General features: G+C 52.5%; 21 protein-coding genes and 2 pseudogenes. 15 read left to right on the top strand and 8 right to left on the bottom strand.

What is annotated here, in order from left to right:
• Positions 1 to 66 precede the first annotated feature (66 nt).
• From SLW75_RS09405 to SLW75_RS09385, 5 genes are all read left to right on the top strand, one after another.
• The gene (locus tag SLW75_RS09405; RefSeq protein WP_410934288.1) at positions 67 to 582 is read left to right on the top strand and encodes a hypothetical protein; all 516 of its coding nucleotides are present in this window, start codon (positions 67 to 69) and stop codon (positions 580 to 582) included.
• 323 nt (positions 583 to 905) lie between these two features.
• Positions 906 to 1,355, top strand: coding sequence for a hypothetical protein (locus tag SLW75_RS09400; RefSeq protein ID WP_410934287.1), 450 nt, complete (start codon positions 906 to 908; stop codon positions 1,353 to 1,355).
• 424 nt (positions 1,356 to 1,779) lie between these two features.
• A complete protein-coding gene (locus SLW75_RS09395; RefSeq protein WP_410934286.1) occupies positions 1,780 to 2,040 on the top strand; it encodes a hypothetical protein in 261 nt (86 codons plus the stop codon).
• Positions 2,041 to 2,055: 15 nt separating this feature from the next.
• Entirely contained in the window at positions 2,056 to 2,658 is a 603-nt protein-coding gene (locus SLW75_RS09390; RefSeq protein ID WP_410934285.1) for a hypothetical protein, read from the top strand.
• Positions 2,659 to 2,881: 223 nt separating this feature from the next.
• Positions 2,882 to 3,073 carry a hypothetical protein gene (locus SLW75_RS09385; RefSeq protein WP_005764384.1) on the top strand — a complete coding sequence of 64 codons (192 nt, stop codon included), beginning with the start codon at positions 2,882 to 2,884 and terminating at the stop codon, positions 3,071 to 3,073.
• Between the two features lie 141 nt (positions 3,074 to 3,214).
• On the opposite strand, the gene SLW75_RS09380 is transcribed toward SLW75_RS09385, so the two are convergent.
• Both SLW75_RS09380 and SLW75_RS09375 read right to left on the bottom strand, forming a co-directional pair.
• Positions 3,215 to 3,805, bottom strand: coding sequence for a hypothetical protein (locus tag SLW75_RS09380; RefSeq protein WP_410934284.1), 591 nt, complete (start codon positions 3,803 to 3,805; stop codon positions 3,215 to 3,217).
• A 269-nt stretch (positions 3,806 to 4,074) separates the two neighbouring features.
• Positions 4,075 to 4,293: a hypothetical protein gene (locus SLW75_RS09375; protein ID WP_410934283.1), complete on the bottom strand. Its 219-nt coding sequence runs from the start codon at positions 4,291 to 4,293 to the stop codon at positions 4,075 to 4,077.
• A gap of 322 nt (positions 4,294 to 4,615) precedes the next feature.
• Here SLW75_RS09375 and SLW75_RS09370 point away from each other — a divergent pair, with 322 nt between their 5' ends.
• Positions 4,616 to 5,326: a hypothetical protein gene (locus SLW75_RS09370; protein ID WP_410934282.1), complete on the top strand. Its 711-nt coding sequence runs from the start codon at positions 4,616 to 4,618 to the stop codon at positions 5,324 to 5,326.
• A gap of 192 nt (positions 5,327 to 5,518) precedes the next feature.
• Here SLW75_RS09370 and SLW75_RS09365 read toward each other — a convergent pair whose 3' ends face one another.
• Positions 5,519 to 8,047 (bottom strand): UvrD-helicase domain-containing protein, encoded by a 2,529-nt coding sequence (locus tag SLW75_RS09365; RefSeq protein ID WP_410934281.1) that lies wholly within the window; start codon positions 8,045 to 8,047, stop codon positions 5,519 to 5,521.
• A gap of 507 nt (positions 8,048 to 8,554) precedes the next feature.
• Between SLW75_RS09365 and SLW75_RS09360 the strand changes: the two genes are divergently transcribed.
• From SLW75_RS09360 to SLW75_RS09345, 4 genes are all read left to right on the top strand, one after another.
• The gene (locus SLW75_RS09360) at positions 8,555 to 11,521 is read left to right on the top strand and encodes a TrlF family AAA-like ATPase (RefSeq protein ID WP_410934280.1); all 2,967 of its coding nucleotides are present in this window, start codon (positions 8,555 to 8,557) and stop codon (positions 11,519 to 11,521) included.
• Positions 11,522 to 11,640: 119 nt separating this feature from the next.
• Positions 11,641 to 12,612, top strand: coding sequence for a hypothetical protein (locus tag SLW75_RS09355; protein ID WP_410934279.1), 972 nt, complete (start codon positions 11,641 to 11,643; stop codon positions 12,610 to 12,612).
• Between the two features lie 240 nt (positions 12,613 to 12,852).
• Complete coding sequence (locus SLW75_RS09350) at positions 12,853 to 14,250, top strand: AAA family ATPase (protein WP_410934278.1); 1,398 nt, start codon at positions 12,853 to 12,855, stop codon at positions 14,248 to 14,250.
• Positions 14,251 to 14,263: 13 nt separating this feature from the next.
• Complete coding sequence (locus SLW75_RS09345) at positions 14,264 to 15,040, top strand: HNH endonuclease (protein ID WP_122240965.1); 777 nt, start codon at positions 14,264 to 14,266, stop codon at positions 15,038 to 15,040.
• A 101-nt stretch (positions 15,041 to 15,141) separates the two neighbouring features.
• Here the strand turns inward: SLW75_RS09345 and SLW75_RS09340 are convergent, their stop codons facing one another.
• From SLW75_RS09340 to SLW75_RS09325, 4 genes are all read right to left on the bottom strand, one after another.
• Complete coding sequence (locus SLW75_RS09340; RefSeq protein ID WP_122240964.1) at positions 15,142 to 15,510, bottom strand: histone-like nucleoid-structuring protein, MvaT/MvaU family; 369 nt, start codon at positions 15,508 to 15,510, stop codon at positions 15,142 to 15,144.
• Between the two features lie 90 nt (positions 15,511 to 15,600).
• Entirely contained in the window at positions 15,601 to 15,987 is a 387-nt protein-coding gene (locus tag SLW75_RS09335; RefSeq protein WP_410934277.1) for a hypothetical protein, read from the bottom strand.
• Positions 15,977 to 16,516: a 3'-5' exoribonuclease gene (locus tag SLW75_RS09330; RefSeq protein WP_122266129.1), complete on the bottom strand. Its 540-nt coding sequence runs from the start codon at positions 16,514 to 16,516 to the stop codon at positions 15,977 to 15,979. The genes SLW75_RS09335 and SLW75_RS09330 overlap by 11 nt, the downstream gene beginning before the upstream one ends.
• Before the next feature lie 556 nt (positions 16,517 to 17,072).
• Positions 17,073 to 17,633, bottom strand: coding sequence for a hypothetical protein (locus SLW75_RS09325; RefSeq protein WP_410934276.1), 561 nt, complete (start codon positions 17,631 to 17,633; stop codon positions 17,073 to 17,075).
• Between the two features lie 182 nt (positions 17,634 to 17,815).
• Here SLW75_RS09325 and SLW75_RS09320 point away from each other — a divergent pair, with 182 nt between their 5' ends.
• The gene (locus SLW75_RS09320; RefSeq protein WP_410934275.1) at positions 17,816 to 18,262 is read left to right on the top strand and encodes a helix-turn-helix domain-containing protein; all 447 of its coding nucleotides are present in this window, start codon (positions 17,816 to 17,818) and stop codon (positions 18,260 to 18,262) included.
• 73 nt (positions 18,263 to 18,335) lie between these two features.
• Here SLW75_RS09320 and SLW75_RS09315 read toward each other — a convergent pair.
• A pseudogene (locus SLW75_RS09315) lies at positions 18,336 to 18,509 on the bottom strand (restriction endonuclease); the annotation flags it as partial.
• Here SLW75_RS09315 and SLW75_RS09310 point away from each other — a divergent pair.
• From SLW75_RS09310 to SLW75_RS09295, 4 genes and pseudogenes are all read left to right on the top strand, one after another.
• A pseudogene (locus tag SLW75_RS09310) lies at positions 18,495 to 18,659 on the top strand (transposase domain-containing protein); the annotation flags it as partial. The pseudogenes SLW75_RS09315 and SLW75_RS09310 overlap by 15 nt on opposite strands.
• Positions 18,660 to 19,287: 628 nt before the next feature.
• Complete coding sequence (locus SLW75_RS09305; protein ID WP_410934274.1) at positions 19,288 to 19,758, top strand: hypothetical protein; 471 nt, start codon at positions 19,288 to 19,290, stop codon at positions 19,756 to 19,758.
• A 91-nt stretch (positions 19,759 to 19,849) separates the two neighbouring features.
• On the top strand, positions 19,850 to 20,239 hold the full coding sequence (locus SLW75_RS09300; protein ID WP_410934273.1) for a hypothetical protein: 390 nt from the start codon (positions 19,850 to 19,852) through the stop codon (positions 20,237 to 20,239).
• Complete coding sequence (locus SLW75_RS09295) at positions 20,226 to 20,843, top strand: histidine phosphatase family protein (RefSeq protein ID WP_410934272.1); 618 nt, start codon at positions 20,226 to 20,228, stop codon at positions 20,841 to 20,843. The genes SLW75_RS09300 and SLW75_RS09295 overlap by 14 nt, the downstream gene beginning before the upstream one ends.
• Positions 20,844 to 21,051: the final 208 nt, after the last annotated feature.

Raw genomic sequence — 21,051 nt, 5'->3', positions numbered from 1 at the left:
TGAGGGTGCGTATACGATTTTTCTACACAGCAATTGTTCGGCGCTGACTGCGTTCCACTTGGGGACATGAGTGTTCAGAAATTTGCTGTGCTTTGGGAAGGGCAACCCGATACGAGGGTGATCGACTTGATCGAGCAGTCGATTGTGTTGACCATCCTCTCTCCAGTGAAGCTATTAAATGCCTCCAAAGGTACGCTCGTCGTTGTGCACGACAGCAAATTGGTCGGAGAGAATAACAGACTGTTCTGTCTTGCCTGGGAGAAGCTTGCGGCTGGCGTGATGTATGACGAATGGACTGTCCTGTTTGTCAAAGACACCGGTGCAGCGCCCGGGCTTGCGGGGGGCAGGATCTTCGGACAATTCGCTCGCGGCATTTTGGACAGCAACGAGACCGGGATCGTTGAGTTTACGCCTGACATGTTTCTGTTCAAGGATGATTGGGCACCTGAAAACATCAATGGGCCACCGCCCAGTGAGGAACCCGAAGCGGAGCTGCAGCGAATAGAACATGCGCCGGGGCTCTTTGACGAGGACGCGGATTCGTGGCGAGAGTCCACCACCGGTTCGAAGCCTGTTCTATAGACGCTGGTGCTGCCCCAAGAGGTGGATGATGCAGCTTTTGCGTGCCCTACCGGGACGGCTGTCGTAAATCAGGCCCGGCGATGCTCGCCGTTGTCCTGACCCTGCCGGGCTTCCATCCTCACGTCTGCGCGCTCCGCTTGCTTCCAATGGGTGTCATCAAACATGCTCGCTTTAATGAGGGGTCACCTCAGCCGTAGAAATATCCCCGACCCAGCGGAAGTCCGTAGCGGGTGTATAGGCGCCGACGGTTCGTTCGGTGTCAGCTAGACCTGCAGTCGAGTGACCATCACTACAGACCTGGGCTGCTTCAAGGAGAAAGCGATATGGGCTCTAAACGCAAACCGTTTATTACATCCAAAGCTATCAGCGAGGCTGTGATCAGGTCTGGAGAAAGAAACAATTGGTCAGTCTCTGAAGTTACAGAAGTATGGAAATTGGCCGCTTACTATCTCACCGAGGAGCTGATTGACACGGCATTCCATAAAGTTATCCACGAAGAAAGCTCTGCAGCGCTCTTTCGCAGATGCCATTACAAGGTGAAGGGATCCGAAATACTCCACCTTGATCAACCCGCAAGCGCCAGCAACCCAGTGTGCATTCTCGGCAAAAAAGTTCGGACGCTTATCAAAGAAGGATGGCCTTTGGAGCCTTCAACAGCAAATGGCCCTCAATGGCACGACTTCACCGATGCAATACTGATGATGTTAATGAAAAGAAAAGTGCTTTCGAATCATTTGAAAGGCAAAAAAATCGAGCAGGATTTGGGTTTATGATTGAAGGCGATTGCCTCATGGCGCATTTCATACGCTATGATCCAGTTTGGGCTACCTGGGCAAGCCCTGCGGTCAGCTCGCATAGCCAGAGGCAGCCAGGCCAGAAGACCCTCCTCCGCCCATCTGTCCGGAATGCCTGTCGTGAAGCTGACCTCGACAATAGGCCCGATGGTAAAACAGCTGGGGGAGCAGGCCTACTCTATCGAGCTATGAGCAACCTCCCCTCGTGGATGCCCGCTCAACTCGACTCATCCAGCTAGTCATTCAGCCCACTTGGTTGCAGTGCCGATTGAGGCATGACGCCCTCGCCTGCAAAGAAGTTCGCATCACGCTCAAGGTTTTCCAAAACTAACCGTTTGTCATAGGTATGTAACCCTTCGAGCGAATCGCTTTGATCCCACCAACCGATGACTACGCACAGCGATTGAGTGCCGCCATTTTGTTTCCCGAGACGATCCTGGGCAACCGCCAGCGCTGTGCCTGGCAACGTCTGATCAGCGTCATCAAGTCTTCAAAAACCCTTTCTGCATTTGATAATGCAGCAGCCTATGTAGAGGGCTACGCACCTGCGCTGGTCGACAGCGACCAGATCGACATTTCCATCGAACGAGATGTGTCGATCATCGAGACTGTCGACGCCTGGCGATGCGCCCGTAGTAACCCCAGCACCTCCACCTATTTGTAGCCACCAGTGAGTACCATGACTGCTATTTTTCAACGCTATGCCGACGACGAAACATCAGACCCGCGCATCCAAATGCCGCAGCGGTTTCTTTCCACGACCGTCAGCCATTACCCCATCGATGTGTTGGCGCGCCACCTGGAAAAATACTTGGTGGATCCGTCCTCCACTCATGACCGTTACCTATGGGCTGCACGATTTGTCATGGGCATGCCCGTACCGACCTGGTCTCGCGGGCTGGAGTGGAACGTAGGCCAGCAGGCTCGTTTCATTACTGCTGTTTGGTCAGGGGCTGATCTTGGGAGCTACCTTACGAACGACTGGTGCGAGCCGGCTGACACTGGCAAGGCATTGGCGGAGAACAGCGAGATTCTGGTCGATGGCCAGCAACGGCTTCATAGCCTTGAGGAGTATTTCCTTGATCGTCTTGCGGTGCCAGATGCACAGGGTCAGCCGAGGGTCTGGTCTGAACTTGATAATGGCGAGCGGAAGCGTTTTTTGTCGACGATCTTTAGCCACGCGAAAGTGTCTTCTGGCGACGAAGTAGCATTGCGAAAAACGTATGATCTTTGCGCACAGGGCGTTGTGCCCCGGTCATTTGATCAACGAGCTGTCCGGTAACATTTGCGTTGCCAGTAGTCGGGCGGCCTCTTCGGGGGCGGCTGTCGTGAACCGAGCCCCGCCATGACGGGTCTCGGCCCTGCGGGCTGACATCCTTCCGCTCTCCGACCATCATGGTCTGCGCGCTCCGCTTGCATGATGATCAAAGTCACCACCTAGCTTGGACATTCCCTGCGGCTACCACATACTAGCTTCCATCCATCGTGGAGCGAGGCTAGGCGAAATGGCATGGTCATTTTGGAAGGACAAACGCCCTGCCTGGATACAGGCGGAGGAACGAGATTTCATCAAAGCAGCCAACAGCCTGAAGACACTGCAGGTGACACCACGAGGCGGCATGAGGATTGACCCCGAAGAACTCAGAGATCAGATCCTCGCCGCACGAGAACTGTACAAAGATTTGGTTGAGAAATAGTGATGCTGGATGTCCTGCCTAGGCTGTAGCTAAGCCCGGCCCGTGCCGCGAGATACGTGCTGACCTAACGAGGAAGGTTAGACAGGAACTGAAAAGGTGACTTCTACGATACCGGGCACCTGCGCTACCACTGAACTTCCGCTAGGCCCATGCAGGCGAATACTTAGGTTTCCATGCACCGTATCCTGCGTCGAGCAAGCGTACTCGGGGGTGCTGCTTTGAAGGCTGCTGGATTACCTCAAGGAGCTTCTCTTGCAACCAGAGTGCATCCTGCGCAGAAAACGAGTAGCCCATCTCTTCAAGTTCTAATTCGAAGCCACCCTCCTCTATGGTTCGTACTGCGACAAAGGTACCTGCGCCTTGTGTCCCCTCAAGAAGCTCAGTGCTAGCATTCTCAACAGGAAAAACACCTGTAGCACTGAACTGCCATGCGCCATGCGATAATCGATACTTTCTTTTGAGCATGCCCTCGTAACGTAGTGCTGCCGTCGCGCTTTCTACGTCCGTTTGCTCCGTCATGGCCAGAGCTTCGGAAAGGCAAAAGGCAATATCCGCCGCTACTTCCGAGCCGACATCGATTCCTTCGAATTCAAACTCAATACTCGCGCCCCCTCCCTCGATAGCTGCAACACGGCATTCATAGCGATCATCGAACTCCCGACCCCGCCAGCAGAGAAATTCCCGCTTGAAAGAGAGAGTGCTAGTCAAATCAGGTGCCTCAAGCATATGCATTTACCGCCTCGGCTAAATACAAACATAAACGGTTTGTCATTCAAAAAACTTTAGCGGACATGAAAATGAATTATGAAAAAGGTGCCGCGATAACAGCAGCGTTTGTAGAGTTGTCTGGGCGCGCCCTCCGGGACGGCTGTCGTGAACCGTGCCGCTCAACGCGGCTCGGCCCGGTGGGCTTCCATCCTCGCGCCTCGGCCTTCCGGCCTGCGCGCTCCGCTTGCCAGTTGCATCTGACTCGGGTGTTGGAAGGTTTCGACTTACAGGTATCAGTGTGGCCGCCAGCCGAATCCGCCTTCACCACGGAGCTGCTCTTCGACGAACTCGATCGACGTATCCAGCTCATACTGTATCTCTTCGAAGACTGAATCGAGTCCAGGATGACTGCCTGATGCTCGTAGCTCAGCCACTAAAAGAATGAGCTCTCGCCCCTTGGCTATAGGCATCTGAATGTTGCAGTAAACAGTGTCCTTGGTGTCACGAGTCATAAAGCCTCCAGTTTGCAATGGATGGTAGCTTACCTGGATGGTAAATCGTATTTGTGGTGATGGGAGCGCCCGAAGGGACGGCTGTCATGCACCAAGCCGCCTAGCGGCGGCTGGGCCCTTCGGGTTTCCATCCTCGCCTCTACGGCTACGCCTGCGCGCTCCGCTTGCCTGTTGGATCACACACATCGCCTGTACCATCAAGTTGAGTAAAAGTCGCCCGACGCAGTAGGCGCACAAACTGATCCGCATCTTGACCTGGTAGGTTTCCATACGCCCGGCTAAGACCTTGCTAGCCTATCCAATGCTCATAGAGAGGGAATTCATGACCTGTATTCTGGTTGCTCATCTAGGTGATGAGGTCATCATCGCGGTTGACAAACGCGTAACCCAAATCGCTGAGAACGGCGTAAGAGTCCCTTGCGGTGACAATGAAGAAAAGCTCGTCAGGACAGAGGCTGGCGTCATCACGGGCGCCGGCTCGCTGGCGATGCTGGATCCCGTCAAATCCCTCGTCAGGGATCGTGGTTTCAACAGCCCTGATGTCGTACTGAAATGGATCTTGAACACCCGCAAATCATTTTCAGAGGCGCATGCCAACAGCCCTCGCCTGGCAGCAGATCTGGCCGAGACATCATGGATGTTCACATACCCGACTGTGGTGAATGATCAGCCCGTTACACGGTTCGTCTACTTCCACCAGCATCACAGCACCGAATCGTTATGCGTCCTGACCGAGGGTAGAGCGATGTGCTTCCCGGGTGGCTTCTCCATGGAGCAAGCTCAGGCATTACAGGCCAAGCTGCAGGCTGTGGTTACTAAAGCCCTCGAGTCCCCGCCAGCCAACCAAGTCAGACAGACGGTGGTGTCTGGGATGCTCACGTTGATGAGTGAGACTGCAGAGATCAGCGAGACTGTTTCGAGCACCTGTGATATTGCGGTTATAAACGGTAGGCAGGTAGATATAGCTCTGTCCGTCACGGAAAGTAATGGTGTTCGGGAGTTTATTCCGATGGCCCACGTAGCAGCTTCGTGAGCTGTGCCAGGCTGCAGGCAAAAGCTGGGCGGCCTACGGGCCTCCTGAGCTAAGCAGCCAAGGTATCGGGCTGTATTACACCGTCGCCACCATTCCTGGCTGTGCGCTCCACTTGGCAGACATCCCAGACCATGTAAATGCATTCTGATCGCCCCTGCTCTCGAAGAATTCGGTAGCTGGGACGATGTTTACTTACTTCCGGAAATCGCGAAAGTAGGGTTGGCGCTCGTCAATCTTTTCTGACGCTTTCGGGAAGCTCTTCGCACCACCCTTCGACTCGTCTAGGAACCAGTAGCAGTGGAGCTTCGCCCTGGTGATAGCCACATACGCAAGCCTCATCACCTCTTCTCCTTGTGCCAGGTCATATGCCCTCGCCTCACCATTCATCTCGAGCTTGGCTAAGGCATACGCTTGATTGCGCCAATCGGACGAGGTCAACTGCTCACAGTCGCCTAACATGAACACGGCGTCGGCCTCCAATCCCTTGGAGCCATGATAGGTCATGAGGCGAATTTGGTCGGGGTGCTTGTCATCACTTGCTCGCTGCTTGAGATGGCTTATCAGCTGACCCGCTTCTTTCAGCGTCCTTCTGGATCGAGACAGCACCATAATCTCGTGGCCGCGCTCGTAATGTTGCTCGACCAGATTAACAAGCTGCTCGTCATCTCTGTCCCATAGCTGGACTGGGTCATTTGAATCCTTCACATCGGGATGCGCCGCTTCGCCATGCTTACCAGGGATACCTCGAGTGTGCTTCACGATGCTTTCAGCAGCGTCAATGACCATCTGCTGAGATCTGTAATTCTGCTGTAACTTAAGATCTAGAGTTTTAGGAGATGGAAAGTATTGCTTGAAGTGCTGGAAGAACTTGGGTGAGCTTCCTCTCCATCCGTAGATGCTCTGCCAATCATCCCCAACCGCCATGAGAGAAGGACAGATCAGGCCACTGGGGGAATGGAAATTTAGCTCACGCTTGCGAAGCTCTCCCAGGACACCGCGCAGCCAGCTAATGGTATTCGCGCCACAATCTTGGAATTCATCCACGAGGGTAACCATCTGAGCGCCCAACACAGAACTGGGGATTTTTTTGAAATTATCCTCCGCATGCTCGTTAAACATCGAAAACATTTTGTTAAAAGTGAAAACTGGCGGGTTCTGATTGGACAAGAAGTCTTCAAATGCCGGCCAGAAAATACCGAGCGCTTCAAAAAACTTTGCCTCAATGGCGTTTTTCTTGAAGTCCATACCCTTGGTGGCGACGGGAACAGCCAACCCGAGATTCTCTAAGAAAGAAGCACAGCTGTGAAACGCCTCCATGATCGGGGCTGGCTTGATATCCCCTCCGACCTGATAGCTAAACTTCGGGACACCTGAGACCTTACCTCGCAATGTCTCAAGAGAATGCAACGCATCGGCATAACTGGTGAAGTAGAGGACTCGCTTCGAGAAGAACAGCTGGAAGAAGATTCTCCGCATGTGCAATGCCAGAAAAAGCTTGACCTGTTTTTTTCCATCTTTAATTTTGATTGTATCTGGCTCATTTGCGTCAAGCCCGAGCACCACGTAGGCATTCAAGTCTTTAGCATAGCCATGGGCATGGAACGTCTTCCCGAAGAGGGTTACCGGCTCAAGCTCCGCGTTGATCCCTGGCAGAGGCCAATGACCAGCCTTCCGCCATAGCGCCTCTACCGCCTGGCAAACATCCTCATCCCGATCCGAGCAAGCTTTGATGGCAGAAATGCGTTTAGCGTTCTCTGGATCATCAGGATTTAGGCGATCCCCTACTCCGATACCGTGCTCGAACAATGCCAAGATGAGCTCTCGGAAGCGCTTGTCAGTTTCGAAGAGATTTTGATAGCACCGATCCATCAAATTCAGCTGCCGCACGTTGAGCCGGAGGTCTAAAACATTTTCTGGTTCTTCGTCCTCGCCGATTGGATCCTTGCTAAGGAATTCAAAAGCCTTAGCGCCCTGGAGCTGCGGCGACCACCTGAAAAAATCTAGGATACGAGAGTGGAATGTCCGTACGAAAGATTTCCCCTTCTCTTCGTCCATAGGAATTCCCCACTTGGTGAACACCTTGACCACCTTGGAGATAAAGTCGAAGCGAGAGTCACGCGTAAACGTTACGACGGTGATTTTTGATTCAGGTACTTTCAGATAGTACCGCAGCACGAGAAGGCGCAGAACCATCGTGGTGGACTTGCCACTACCGGCGCCAGCAACGACGCAGGTGGACGGGCTTTTCGAGAGAATCATTTCCCACTGAGGATCAGTGGGCTGTTGGTGTGCTGGCAGCTTCTCTCTGATGTCGTCGCGGATACGTTTCTCAAGCTCGTCCGAAATGGGGAATTCGAAGCGCTCAAACAGGTTGATGTCTACGCCCGGCGCAACATCCGTAGGCTTAACACCTGGGTTCAGCTCCAGTACGAGCTTCCCGACTTCATAACCCTCTTCGTACCCGAGACTGTGCCCCTCCTGACGACCTTCTTCATTACCTAGTTTCTTGCCATCCTTGTGGCCAGATTCATAGCCAGATGCATGACCCACCGTCCACGACGTAGTGTCATGAGCGTTAATTTTCTCTAGCAACCATTGCGCAAAAGCGTGCACCTTTTTTTGCCAAGTCCCACCTTGGGGGATCAGTTGTTCATTCGATGAGGCGCTTTCCATCTCGCCCTGAGAAGGTGCTTCGTTTCCTGACTCGTTTAGAGATCCCACTTGGTACCAACCTTTTACGATTTCCTATCAAACAAGCGGAAAGCCGCCTGCTGCACTGCGCACAGCATCCCCACCGGAGGCACACAAATCCCCAGTAGGTTGATCACTAAGTGGCCTATAGGCCGGTAGGCGCTGCGCCACGATATGGAAGAAGGTAGCACGATGCCATACCTGATCAGCAAGCTGAGATAGGTGAGAAACTCCCCCAAGGCTCAGGGATATGTATCCACAAAGCCACCTCGATATCGCAGTAATGACGTTTCACCAGCACAAAATCATGATCATCATCGGGCTCAAGTAGCTCGTGGGTGGTATTCCAGTCGCTACTCCCACTACGCCACAAATGGACACATCCGCTCCCTTGAGCTCTGGGACTTGGCACATCGGCTTCAGATTGACAGAACTCGCCAAATCCAAAATAGTGGCACGATGACAGCTCATGCTCGCACCCGCTTACCGGACGTTATGAGCACAGTGCGCCTCCCATCTGCCTACAAGGATGTGAATATGCAGACCGAACCAAAGCCTCTTTCCTCTGGATCTCGCTGGCTTCGTTGGGATCCCCACGTACACGCACCAGGCACGTTATTTAACGATCAGTTTAAAGGTGATTGGGAGGGCTATCTCAGAGCTTTGGAAGAAGCATCCCCCGTCATCAGCGCGATTGCGGTGACGGATTACTACCTGCTTGATACCTACAGACAGCTGGTTGAGCACAGGCAGGCGGGCAGGCTTGCGAGCTGCGAGCTTCTTTTTCCCAATGTAGAAATTCGCTTCGATGTAGGAACTGCAAAATCCTGGATCAACGCCCACCTATTGGTGTGTCCTGATGAAGAAAATCACCTAGAAGAGCTTGAGCGCTTTCTTGCCTCGCTTACTTTCAAGGCTTTCGACGACGAGTTCAGGTGCACCCCAAGCGATTTGAGAAGGCTTGGAAGGCGAGCGAACCCTGACATCCAAGATGACCAAGCGGCCTTGCGCCATGGTGCCGAGCGCTTCAAGGTTTCGTTTCAGGAGCTGAAGGACAAGCACAAAAACAGCCAGTGGGCCCAAGCCAACCTCATCATTGCAGTGGCGGCAAAAGAGAATGACGGTACGTCCGCACTGAAAGAAGGTGCAGATGAAGTGTTGCGGCAGGAAATTGAGCGGTTCGCGCATGTCATTTTTGCCTCCAACCCAAACCAAAGGGATTTCTGGCTAGGTAGAAAAGCTTTATCAGCGGAGAGTTTGGTTGAGCGGTACAACGGCCTGAAGCCGTGCTTGCATGGCAGCGATGCGCATCAAACTGCCAAGACTGGGGCGCCTGATGGGAAGAGATTCAGCTGGCTCAAGGGAAGCCCTACCTTCGATACGCTTCGTCAGGCTTGTATCGATCCGGCAGGCCGGGCTTTCATCGGTGAGGAACCACCACCTTACGGAAATGCTTCCGAGGTCATCTCCCAAATCGATATAACCAATGCACCATGGCTCAAGACACCATCCCTGGCTCTGAACCCAGGCCTGATTGCCGTGGTAGGCGCAAGAGGCTCAGGAAAGACCGCGCTTGCTGACATCTTGGCGGCAGGCTGTGACGCACGAGGCAACGCAATTACAGGGCACTCGTTCTTGGTGAGAGCCCAAGACTACCTACAAAATGCCGAAGTGAATATCACCTGGTGCAACGGTGACACGCAAGCCAGCCCGCTCAACCAGACGACTGACGATGAGTTCGTGTACCCAAGAGCTCGGTATCTGTCGCAGCAGTTCGTGGAGGAGCTTTGCTCGGCCGATGGCATGACGGACGGCCTCCTGGCAGAGGTCGAGCGGGTAATTTACGAGTCGCACTCCCCCACCGAGCGTGATGGAGCCATCAGCTTCAATGACCTGCGGGACATCCGTTCTGAGCGATATCGAGAGGCTAGGCGGCGGGAGGAGGAATCACTCGGCAGTCTGTCAGAGAGAATCAACACCGAACTCGAAAAACGCAGCCTCGTGCCCCAGTTGACTACGCAGGTGCAGGAAAAAGATTCGCTGGTCAAACGGCTAACCGACGACAGAAGCAAGCTTGTCGCGAAGGGCTCAGAGGTCAGGCTGTCCAGACTGCAGTTACTGACCGCCGCCTCAGAAAAGGTTGCCGGCTATGTGAGGTATTACAAAGCCCAAGAGCAGCAGATTCTCCTGATGCAGGATGAGGTCAACAATGTTCGCCAGGTCGTCGCGCCCAGCGATCTAAAAGACATCCAAGCACGCCATACCAAAAGTGGTCTGGGGAATGATGAGTGGAGTGCTTTTTTTAGGGACTACGAAGGCGACGTCGGAGCCATCCTATCGAAGATGCTGCTCAAGGCTCAAAAGAACAGAGACGCATGGATAGGAACCACACCGGCTCCGAACGAAGACGCTCAACAGGCGTTTATTGCTGAAGGCGCCAAGCTAGAAGAATGCAATCTCTCGTTGCTGCAGGCAGAAATTGATCGACTCCAGCAGTTGGTCAGCGTCGACCAAGACACCGCCAAGCGATTCAAAGAGCTATCAACAAAAATAACCACGGAAACCGAGCTATTGCGGGCCAGCAGGGAAAAGTTAACCGACCATGTGGGGGCCTCCCAACGTCTCGAAGTCTTGGTGAGTGAACGGTGCGATTCATACAAGCGCGTTTTCTCTGCCCTCATTGCTGAGGAGCAAGTTCTCCAAGAGCTTTACTCGCCCATCAAACAGCGCCTGGAAAGTGCCCAAGGGACTCTGAACAAGCTTTCTTTCTCGGTAGCCCGAACTGTCGACATTGAGGCATGGTCAGCCGAGGGTGAGTCCTTGCTCAACCTATCTAAAAAGGGCCCTTTCAGAGGCCGAGGTACCTTGCGCGAAAAAGTGCTCGAGTCGCTGAATACTCCCTGGCTCTGCGGGGATGACGAGACCGTGCTAGCTGCGCTGAGAGAGTTTATTAAGAACTACCATGAACAGCTCGTTGAGCATGCACCAGTCGCCACATCGGATCTGGCAGAGTATCGGCGGTGGACGAAACGCTTAGCCCAATGGCTCTATGGTACTGACCACATTTCTGTACGTTATGCCATAAATTACGACGGCGTCGAAATCCAAAAGCTCTCTCCTGGCACCAGAGGAATTGTGCTGTTGCTGCTTTACCTTTCGCTTGATGCGAAAGACAGCCGGCCACTGATCATTGATCAGCCAGAAGAAAATCTAGACCCCAAATCGATCTACAACGATCTCGTTCCATTGTTCATGGCCGCCAAGTCGTCTCGACAAGTCATTATGGTGACCCACAATGCCAACCTCGTCGTGAACACGGATGCCGACCAAATCATCATCGCCGAATGTGGCCCTCATGGTAACGGGCAGTTGCCTCCTATCACCTACTTGTCAGGAGGACTGGAGGACAGGTTGATCCGGGAGCGGGTATGCGAGATTCTCGAAGGTGGTGAGACCGCGTTTAAGGAGCGTGCTCGCCGACTGCGAGTCCGGCTTTCACGGTAATTTCCAAGATCGCTGCTCGGTATGGTGTTTTGTCATCGAGCGGCGGATTGGAAACATTATCAATGGTGAGCGGCCATCTTTTGGAGCTCATAAACAGGGATTTCGGTAAGGAGAAAGGGATGTCAATGCGGGATAACGCTGTAGCTTCCATCCGGCTTGGAGTGGAGGATTTCAGGGCTGCAGAACACGATGAGGCTCGAGCTCTCTCCTCTATTCGAAATCTGACATCGGGGCTTTTGTTGCTTTTCAAGGTCAAGTTACAAGCTATGAGCACACCTGGTTCAGGTGAGGCGTTGCTCAAAGAAAAAGTGACGCCCATCATGGGGCTAGATGGTCAGCCCATTTGGATGGGCAGTGGAAAAAAGACGGCCGATGTACAGACGATAATTTCTCGACTCAATGGGTTGGGAATCGCTGGAGTCGAGTGGAAGCTGCTTGAAGCACTCACCAGCACAAGAAATGATATCGAACACTATTACAGCACCCGTCCGACATCTGTGCTGCTGGAGACCGTGGCCAACTGCTTTCACCTGATACAACAGTTTGTTCCGACCCACCTAGGGATTAGTCCAGTAAGTCTGCTTGGGAAAGACATCTGGACGTTTCTAACTGAGCAGAAAGCTTTCTACGAGCGAGAGCGAAAAGCGTGTATGGAATCACTCAGTATCGTCTCTTGGCCCTCGCAAATTCTTGCAACGGCTACAGAGCATCTGAGTTGTCCTAAATGCAGGGCGAAGCTCATGAAAGCCTCAGGCGACGTCGATACACATTCTCTAACAACGTTTCACTGTACCCGATGCGATGCCACATCGCAGTTTGGTGATGTGGTCGACTCCATGCTCACAGGAAAATATTTCACAGATCTTTATATTGCGGCCACTCAAGGTGGGGAAGGCCCTCTAGACGTCTGCGATAACTGTGAACGTGATTCCTACGTTATCGAGGAAAACCAGTGCGCCATCTGCGGAGATGGCCCAAAAGCCCCCGCATGCAGGCAATGCGGGACAATACTTGATGACGATGCGGACATTGAAGAAATTCATTCGGATGCACTGTGCGACCATTGTCGCTACATACTCGAAATGGATTAGTGAAACGGCCTGAAGGTCAGTTGACACAACCAGATCACAGATGCACTGACTAGGCGATTCGCTGACAAGGCCGACCTACTTGATTGATGCGCCTCATTAGCCAATCAAATGCGGTTGAGATAATCCTTCGAAGCAGATGAAACTATTAGCTGACAGGGTGGCAAAGCGCTATCAAAATCGATACCATCCGTAGGATGCTATTTTGCTTAACAACTTAATGAGTTAGAAAGGACTCTTGCAATGCGGATTCGTGAAATACATACCTCCGTTGGATTCACAAATGGGCTCGGAAAACATGATTTCAACACTAACAGAATAGACGTTATTACAGGCGCAAATGGATCCGGGAAGACCATCCTTCTGAACTCGATTCTGGAATTTTTCACAGAGAAACGAAAACATTCAGTATCCACACCCTCTGTGATTTATACTATTGACAATGTTAATTACGGTGATCCCGCCAAAGCAAAACCTCTAAAACTTGTCGCTCAAACATTCAGCCCATTCAGTAGATTCCCGCCTCCCAAACCAACTCAAAAATCGTTACTTGAACATTACACTACTGAATCACGATCTATAATAGATGAATATATTTGTGCAGGAATTCATCGCAGCACTAGGTCAATTGGCCCCAACCTCTCCAAATCAGTTTTAGAAAATTCGATATTTAGGCTGAGTGAGTCATCTGAATATACTGGAGCCTTGGCCCACGCCTTATCAATTTTAAAGTTCAGCAGCAAACTCACCTTTATATATTCATCAAGAAAAATATTGACAGGTATTTTTTCTGCAAGAGACCGGAAAACGGCCATTCTAAACCTGATCACAGAAGCGATCAACGCTGTCCCCATTGGTGCAAAGCCGCGCTCACCACTGGCAGTTGAAGCATCACTATCCGACCACTCAGCCTTAGCCAGTCTAATTGAAAGTGCAATGGAGCAACTTGAACGAACAACATTAGACTACCGACATTTCGAACTCAGCTTTGACTTCAACAATCGGCACCTTCTTGACTTTGCGACACTTCAGTCCCTGGCTTTTTTAAGAAAACTCGGGTTTTTGAAAATCGTCAATTGCTTCGTCGGATCAGAACAACATCCGGGCTCGGATATTGCCTACTCAAGTTCTGGTCAGCAGCAAATACTTTGCTCACTACTCAGTTTAGTCTCCTCGCTATCCGATGGCGCGGTGGTATTGATTGACGAACCTGAGCTGAGTCTTCATCCCACTTGGCAGCAACTCTATTTCGACATCCTACTGGCTTCGATCGCCCCGTTCAAAAACTGCCACGTAATCATAGCAACGCATTCGCCACTCATTGTACAACGTGCTCAGAACGCTGGTGCAGGCGTGATACGCATGGGGACGAACGTCCGGGAGGTAGATTTAAAAGATGAAAGAGCTTCTGTGGAGGATGCGTTGCTAGACATTTTCGAAACTCCAATCACTGATAGTGTAGAGATGGCCAGTAAAATATTTGATGCTGTAACCGAAGCGGAAGGCGGCTCTAAAGCGGAGCGAGCGTTGGCCTTAGAAAAGCTCAAAAGGCTTCAGCACATTTATTCGGGCGGGCCTACGCGAAGCGATAAAGACCTGGCCATGATCAATGATGCTTACAGAATGCTTTCTGAAGATTAATTCGGGGTGAGTGATGAATAGAGCTAGGCCACCTATTTTCAAAACTCCAAAATCGTTCACAGATGATGAGCATCAACTGCTCAAGACGAAAGGAGCAGCTGACAAGAACTTTTGGGAAACGAAAGTACCTGCCGATAAAGCTGTGATTACTAGGTTCAAGAACGAGATAAAAGACCACTACTGGCACGGTCAACTTAGGCGTTGCTGTTACTGCAGTTCGGAGCTCCAAAGCCACAAGGCGACTTATGATGCCGAACACATTATAGATAAGTCTGGACATCCTCAATTCATGTTTGAATATACAAATCTGGCTGTTGCATGCAAGGTATGCAATCGAGGGAAGTGGGATGCTGAGATCACTGTGGGCCCGCCGACCACACCTGGCCCACCATCACTATCAAACGACTATACAATCGTGCACCCGCACTTGGATGAGTGGCATGATCACTTAGAGTTCGATCGATGGAACCGAATACACGCCAAAGCAAACAGTTCAAAAGGAACGCGCACTATTGATCTTTGCAAAATTCACAACTTGAACGCTGCTCGCTTGGCTGATCGCTTCGCCACCGACCGTAAAGAGGCAGAGACTTACCTTCGTCAAATTTACGCAGAGAAAAGCATCCAAAAAAAGGAAGCCGCACTAGCCTTGCTGCGTAAGCTCGCTGACCAATACAACTTGCCACAAGCCAAGGCGGTTGTAGGGGCTGTCGAAGAGGAAGTTCTAAGGATTCGTCAAGAAAGTGAACAGTCCGAACTTGAGCTGCACCTACTGCGCCAAGCTGAGTAGCAAGATTTCAATTGGGGCACAGAGGTGCGCATGGCGAACGGATAATTTTAGCCCCTTAAGAAAAGAAGGGCCTACTGGCCCTTCTTTACACTCGGCACACTTTAATTCGAGAGCCAGCTCTCAACTTGATCAGAGCCGTATTCAGCTTTCCATTCCTTCAAAACCTTGTGGTTACCGCCTTTGGTTTCAACGACCTCACCGGAGTGCGGGTTTTTGTACACCTTAACGGAGCGAGCCTTCCGGGTACCTTTGGTCTCTGCGGCTGCAGGGGTGCGGCGGGTTGCGGCCTGAGGATCAAGGATAGCGACAATATTGCGGAGGCTGTAACCATACTCGCCTAATAGAGTGCGGAGCTTCTGCTCGAACTCTATCTCGCGTTTGAGGCCATCATCATTTTTCAGGGATTCAAGCTCTGCCAGTTGAGCGGCAAGCTGTTGTTCAAGAGCACGGAATTCAGCAAGGCGGGACATGAAGCACCTCAGATATTAGTGATGGCAGTATAGTCAACGCGGTCTACTGTAGACAATCGATGGTTCGAGCGATGCTTAGCGCTGGAGCGTTTACCTCACAGCCCTGTGAGCATCCAGGTGCCGCATTTCAACCTGCCATTGGCTCAGGAATTTTTCCCAATCACGGGCGTAGGGGCCATCGAGCAGACGCGTCGATCCGATGCTCGCTTGCAGGAAGCGCTCACGCCAGGGCTGGGGAATACCTGCCTCGCGCACAATGCTGATCCCGGAGCTATGGCGCTCAATCTGAACGGCCTTGCGGACAGCATCCAAGTCGAGGCTTGGATGACTATGGTTGAGGTCGACGCGCTCCTGGCCTTCTATGTCGTCGAGAACATCCACAATCGCGGCAGCCTTGGGATCACCCGGTATCAGGTGCGACAGTGTCCAGATCGCTTTGCGCCTGACAGACTCGCGCGAACGAAGATCATCGACCATGTCCAATCTCTCGATTTGAACCAGTTGCCAGCCGACGATAAAGGTCGGCCAGGAGGCGAGCATCTAACAGCGCGTGGTGTGGAAGTTCTGGCAGCACCACGTTGCCGATATCGTCCCCTTCTAGATGCCTGAACAGCAGGATTAGGTTGGTTGCGCGATTGGCAACGTGAGCTGGCCAACGGTTGTTGACGTAGGCCAGCTCGCAGAAAAAATTCCAATCCCATTCTGGAGCATCGGAGCAAACCTCGAGGGGGCCTTCCAGACCACTCAGGAACGCGAGCAGTGAGGATTGGGCTTCGACCAAGGTTTGCCCGTGCGCAACCAGGTTGAGCTGAGGCAGGACGTTCTGAATCACGAAGTCGCTGCAGTCTCCCACTAGGTAGGTGTCTGTGAGTTCAACGTAATATTCGTGCCCGGCTTCGGACACGAGTGCCAGCGAAATCAACTTCGTGTCTCGGTTAAGCCGAGTGAACTCACAGTCTAAAAATAGCTTCATCCTCTCCTCCCTGTGTGTACCTGGTTCATGCATGCCGCTTTATCTTTGACGAAATGATCGACGCCGGCTGGTTTCTTTTATGACTTCAACCGATTGCCCTGACCAGTCTATGCCAGCACTCACGACAAGGGAGGTTTGTCAGGTACTGCGCGAAGTCGCGTTTGGACGGCGCATGATGGTTAGGGCATGCGCTCAGACTTGGAGCGAGGTCTACGCCGGGTTGTTTGTGGTCGACGTTGAGGGATGGAGCATCACGATCTTCAACGACTGTGGTGAACTCGACTATTGCGAAGACTGCCGGTGTCCGGATGGTAGACGCTGGTCATTTGATTCTGGTGACCGTTTCGGGACTGACCCAATCGCCATGCTGTCGACATGGGAGCACCAAACAATAGAAAGGATGCTGAACCAGCTTTAATTCGAAAGTTAGGTGCGCGCCCTGCCGGGGGCCGGCTGTCGTGAACCAAGCCGCTAACCGCCGCGTCTTGGCCCTCCGGGCTTCCATCCGCGCGCCTGCGCGCTACGCTTGCGATCAAAATCGGCAAGTGGACGACCGTGAGGACATCGATGACAGCCCGCCCCCAATCCATCACTTATGGAGTTTGCTGAAACGACTGGATAGCGTTGCAGGATCCATCGTCATCCAGGACTGAGGATCAGATGTGGCACTTAGCATCCGCCAAGCGGCGTGCAGGAAAAACGCCGCAGCCAAGCAGGCTTCTACGAAAGCCCAAGTCGTGATTTGTGTAAGTCCGCTACCCGGCTCTGCCAAGTTCAAGAACATTAGCAGGTAAAGTGAAATCGGCCATCCGACGACGAATACAACTGCGAAAGCGATGAATGCATAGACAAGAAGTAAAAATGGTACCTGCAAGCGATACTTGGTAGCGAAATTTTTAATACCGCTACCGTTCTCAAAGCCGTATAAAACGCCAAAATTCTTTTCTTTACTTTTAGAGTTTTTGACGATGGTGTACAGCGTGACGTTGTCACCCTCATTCAATTCCTCGAAGAACTCTGTCTCCATCTGGATGTTGGGTATTTTTTGACCATCAAGGCTCACAGTCGCCTTAAGCCCTTTGCTCATGCGATCAGTCACTTTGACGTAATCAAGCTTCCCAGAGACCTTAGCGCAGTCGAATTTAATCACTACATATCCTATGAATTTAGCCATTCGTAAAAAAGTGAAGCAGCCGCACCAGGTTGATCAGCCAAACTGTAAGTATCGTTCCAGACGTCCCGCGCACCGGCACATGCCCCACAGAGGGGACTATAGACCATCGAGTGGGGCATGGCAATCTGACTTCATGCTCCATTTCTTGGAGCTGTCTTATGCTGCCCCGCTCCGCACTCGCGGCTGTGATCCGCGCTCTCAGAACGCTGAAGGGTGTAAGCCAGGCGGAATTGCCCGCTGATCGAAAGCACCTCTACAAGCTCGAAGCTGGCTTTTCAAATATCAGTCTAGAGATGCTCGTCCAGTTGGCTAAAACGCTAAAGGTGGAACCGTCCACACTCATGGTTCTGCTGCAGTCTGCTGACCAAGAGGCGTCTACGGACTCCATCCTGGAAAGGATCAAATCTGATTTGAACGAGTTTGGTCGTCTGGGCGGGCCTGCAGAATTGGGTAGACAGCTTGAACTGGGAGGACAGCAAGCTAAGAACGCTGCTAGGGACGACCGGACTGCAGCCATTCAGGAATGTAAAGCCAGAGGTCTCACGCAGCGCCAAACTGCTACCGAGCTCTCCCTCTCAAAATCCACGGTCGCTAGGGCTTGGTGACGAGAGGCAATGGCACACTCTTGCCATGGAAAACATTCGTACTCCTCTGCCCCCTCTTGCGCCTGAGATTTGACTAAGCGCTTTCCTCCACAGCCTGGAAGACCTCAATGAGCTTCTGATTGTAGTCATCAAGACAGCTCTGAAGCCCATCACGGTCGATTAGTCGCACGCCCGCAGTGCTGGCCAACTCCTTCGCTGATTTCGTGTAGTAGGAGTTCGTGACGACCATCGCCTCGACACATCCGAACGGGCTGCCGCGATCATGACCCTGATCCAGTCGGCGCGCATGAACGGGCATGATCCGTATGCATATCTCAAGGATGTGCTGATGCAATTGCCTACACAGCGGGCCAGTGAGATCGGTCAACTGCTGCCGCATCAGTGGGTCGCGGCCTGACTTCGCCAGAAGAATGTATTTACATCACCAGCCACTGAATGGTCATTCGCATTCGGCTTGCCCATCTCGTCCAATAGGAATTGCCCAGCGCTCAGGACGTACTTGACCGGCAGAGGTCAACCGATTGCAGCCGTTGAACACTGCAATAATCCCGGCGCAGCCTAGTGCGTTTAGCATGCCTCTCTATGCTGAACACTTCGCTGCGCCGATTATCAGCGTCCCCCTGAGTCTGGGTCTGCGAGACATTACGTCGTTGCTACCGGCTCCCCTACAAATGGATAGTCGGTATAGCCAGCCGCGTCGCCGCCGTAAAACGTATCTCGGTCATAGGTGTTCAGAGAGAGGTCATCATGCAGGCGCCTCGCCGGTGGTTGTGGGAAAGATCTTCATTGTCGAAGACGGCGATCTGATGAGATTCTCAAGCTTACGGAGTTCGTCGTGGGTCATTCGCCCTCCGCCAAATTTTCATAACGCGGGAAATGTTTGTGGCGTGCCGCCTTCGGCAGATAGGCTGTCGTGAATCGAGCCACGGCAAGCCGTGTCTCGACCCGTTGGGCTGACATCCCGCACGCCTGCGCGCTCCGCTTGCTTGGCGCTTGCATACTAATTGTAAAGGAGTATCTACCCCATGCTTCACTCCATAACTGCCGCTCGCCATCAGGCTAAGTTTTCTCGTAATGCCTGTGCTTGGCTGATGGTCGATGGCGTCGGAGTAGAGCAATGGGTCGCGCACCATCTGAACTACGAGCTGGGAGCGATGCTAGGTCTCTCCCTAATTTGGTTACTCGATGAAGAGGAAGAGGCTCTGGCCAAACGCCGGTTCGCTCTTGGTGAGGATGACACATCAACACTGGTGCCACTTCTGGTCTGCGGGGATGACATGGATTTCGATTGCACCGTCCTCATGGTCGAGCAGGTCGTGGCAAATGGAGTCGTCACCTGGGCACGGTTTGGTCTGAGTGTTTCAGGCGGGCTTGAGGTCGGCGTACAGACGCGGTGGATGGCAGGCTGTAAGCCGGTATCATTTGCTGTTTTAGATTTTCAGCGAGCGCTCCATGACTTCGAAGCGATACTTGCAGGTCAGACGCCTGGCACTTGAGAGCACTTTTTACTCGCGCGGATCGCTAGACGACCGATCATGATTGATTAAGCCTATAGCTTGAAACCGCAAGGAGCATGAGGAGTCAGCGATGTATCAAGCTGTCGTATTGAACCACACCGTCATTGATGTCAGAGACATCGTTGATGAGCTTAACGATCACCACGTGGTGGTCTTAAATTCTGTCATGGATGATACGGCTAGCCAGCTCAGAAAACAGGCTGAGGCCGAGATGAAAAACTGGCGTGGCGAAGGCCCGTCCATCTACTTTTATCAGCCTCGCATCATGATTGACGGCGATCCCTGGTGGCTCTCAACATTCATGCATTCCACAAAACATCAGCTCAATTTCTTCGAAACCACAAGGCTCGTTCAACGGGCTATCGAGATCTGGATATCACGTGGTTCAGCTGAGCGCTTCCTGTATACCAACAGAGTCACTCGACGACCGGTGGGATATCAGGCTAATGAAGCGCGTTAGGCTTTTTCGTCACGGGGAAAGCGCCGCAAATGCGGGCGAAGCCAGTACTGATCACGCAACCATTCCTATCACGCCGACAGGGATCGAGCAGGCGAGCCTCGTAGCACGTTCCTACGCCCATACGGTTGATCTGATTATTGCATCGCCATTCTCCCGGGCTCAGCTGACTGCGATGGCCACCGCGACAACCTTTCCTGCCACGCCGATTGAAACCTGGCCCGTTCAGGAGTTCACCTACCTTGAACCTGCTAGATGCGCAAACACGACTGTCGACCAACGCCGGGCTTGGGTCGACGCTTATTGGTCGAGATCAGATCCGACGTACGTGGATGGTGCCGACGCCGAGTCGTTCCGGGACTTCATTCATCGAGCTAAGTCATTCCTGGATCAACTTGCAGAGCATCCTGCTCAGGATGTAGCTGTGTGTTCTCATGGGCAGATTATCAACGCCGTCGCATGGCTGATCGAGCGTGAACCGCAGATCATAGATGGCAAGGCCATGGCGGACTGGCGCAGGTATGAGATCGAGAACCAGGTACCTAACTGCTGTGGATACATCATATCGACGCATCCAGATGAGACGGCTTGGGGCCTGACCTCTTGAAGTCGAGAAGCAACGCATGCTTACGCGACCAGGCAGAGCCCATTAAGGCACTGGGGCTAAAGCGGCAACCACATGCTGTCTGTGCCGGATGGAGCGCCGAAACCCCGAATTGGCAGTAACCCTTTATAGCCGCCTGAGCATGATTCGACTTACGAAATCGCCATACCTTGAAAGCAACAATACCGTATAGGAGCATCCGAAAATCATC

Origin of the sequence: Pseudomonas sp. W5-01, from assembly GCF_046540435.1 — a bacterium.
Taxonomy (GTDB): domain Bacteria; phylum Pseudomonadota; class Gammaproteobacteria; order Pseudomonadales; family Pseudomonadaceae; genus Aquipseudomonas; species Aquipseudomonas graminis_B.
Note: the sequence above shows the minus strand (reverse complement) of the source record. Positions and strands in the feature narration are given on the sequence as shown.

Coding starts and splice junctions, on each gene's coding strand:
- SLW75_RS09405 (WP_410934288.1), top strand. CDS start 67: ATGAGTGTTCAGAAATTTGCTGTGCTTTGGGAAGGGCAACCCGATACG.
- SLW75_RS09400 (WP_410934287.1), top strand. CDS start 906: ATGGGCTCTAAACGCAAACCGTTTATTACATCCAAAGCTATCAGCGAG.
- SLW75_RS09390 (WP_410934285.1), top strand. CDS start 2,056: ATGACTGCTATTTTTCAACGCTATGCCGACGACGAAACATCAGACCCG.
- SLW75_RS09385 (WP_005764384.1), top strand. CDS start 2,882: ATGGCATGGTCATTTTGGAAGGACAAACGCCCTGCCTGGATACAGGCG.
- SLW75_RS09380 (WP_410934284.1), bottom strand. CDS start 3,805: ATGCATATGCTTGAGGCACCTGATTTGACTAGCACTCTCTCTTTCAAG.
- SLW75_RS09375 (WP_410934283.1), bottom strand. CDS start 4,293: ATGACTCGTGACACCAAGGACACTGTTTACTGCAACATTCAGATGCCT.
- SLW75_RS09370 (WP_410934282.1), top strand. CDS start 4,616: ATGACCTGTATTCTGGTTGCTCATCTAGGTGATGAGGTCATCATCGCG.
- SLW75_RS09360 (WP_410934280.1), top strand. CDS start 8,555: ATGCAGACCGAACCAAAGCCTCTTTCCTCTGGATCTCGCTGGCTTCGT.
- SLW75_RS09355 (WP_410934279.1), top strand. CDS start 11,641: ATGTCAATGCGGGATAACGCTGTAGCTTCCATCCGGCTTGGAGTGGAG.
- SLW75_RS09350 (WP_410934278.1), top strand. CDS start 12,853: ATGCGGATTCGTGAAATACATACCTCCGTTGGATTCACAAATGGGCTC.
- SLW75_RS09345 (WP_122240965.1), top strand. CDS start 14,264: ATGAATAGAGCTAGGCCACCTATTTTCAAAACTCCAAAATCGTTCACA.
- SLW75_RS09340 (WP_122240964.1), bottom strand. CDS start 15,510: ATGTCCCGCCTTGCTGAATTCCGTGCTCTTGAACAACAGCTTGCCGCT.
- SLW75_RS09335 (WP_410934277.1), bottom strand. CDS start 15,987: ATGGTCGATGATCTTCGTTCGCGCGAGTCTGTCAGGCGCAAAGCGATC.
- SLW75_RS09330 (WP_122266129.1), bottom strand. CDS start 16,516: ATGCATGAACCAGGTACACACAGGGAGGAGAGGATGAAGCTATTTTTA.
- SLW75_RS09320 (WP_410934275.1), top strand. CDS start 17,816: ATGCTGCCCCGCTCCGCACTCGCGGCTGTGATCCGCGCTCTCAGAACG.
- SLW75_RS09305 (WP_410934274.1), top strand. CDS start 19,288: ATGCTTCACTCCATAACTGCCGCTCGCCATCAGGCTAAGTTTTCTCGT.
- SLW75_RS09300 (WP_410934273.1), top strand. CDS start 19,850: ATGTATCAAGCTGTCGTATTGAACCACACCGTCATTGATGTCAGAGAC.
- SLW75_RS09295 (WP_410934272.1), top strand. CDS start 20,226: ATGAAGCGCGTTAGGCTTTTTCGTCACGGGGAAAGCGCCGCAAATGCG.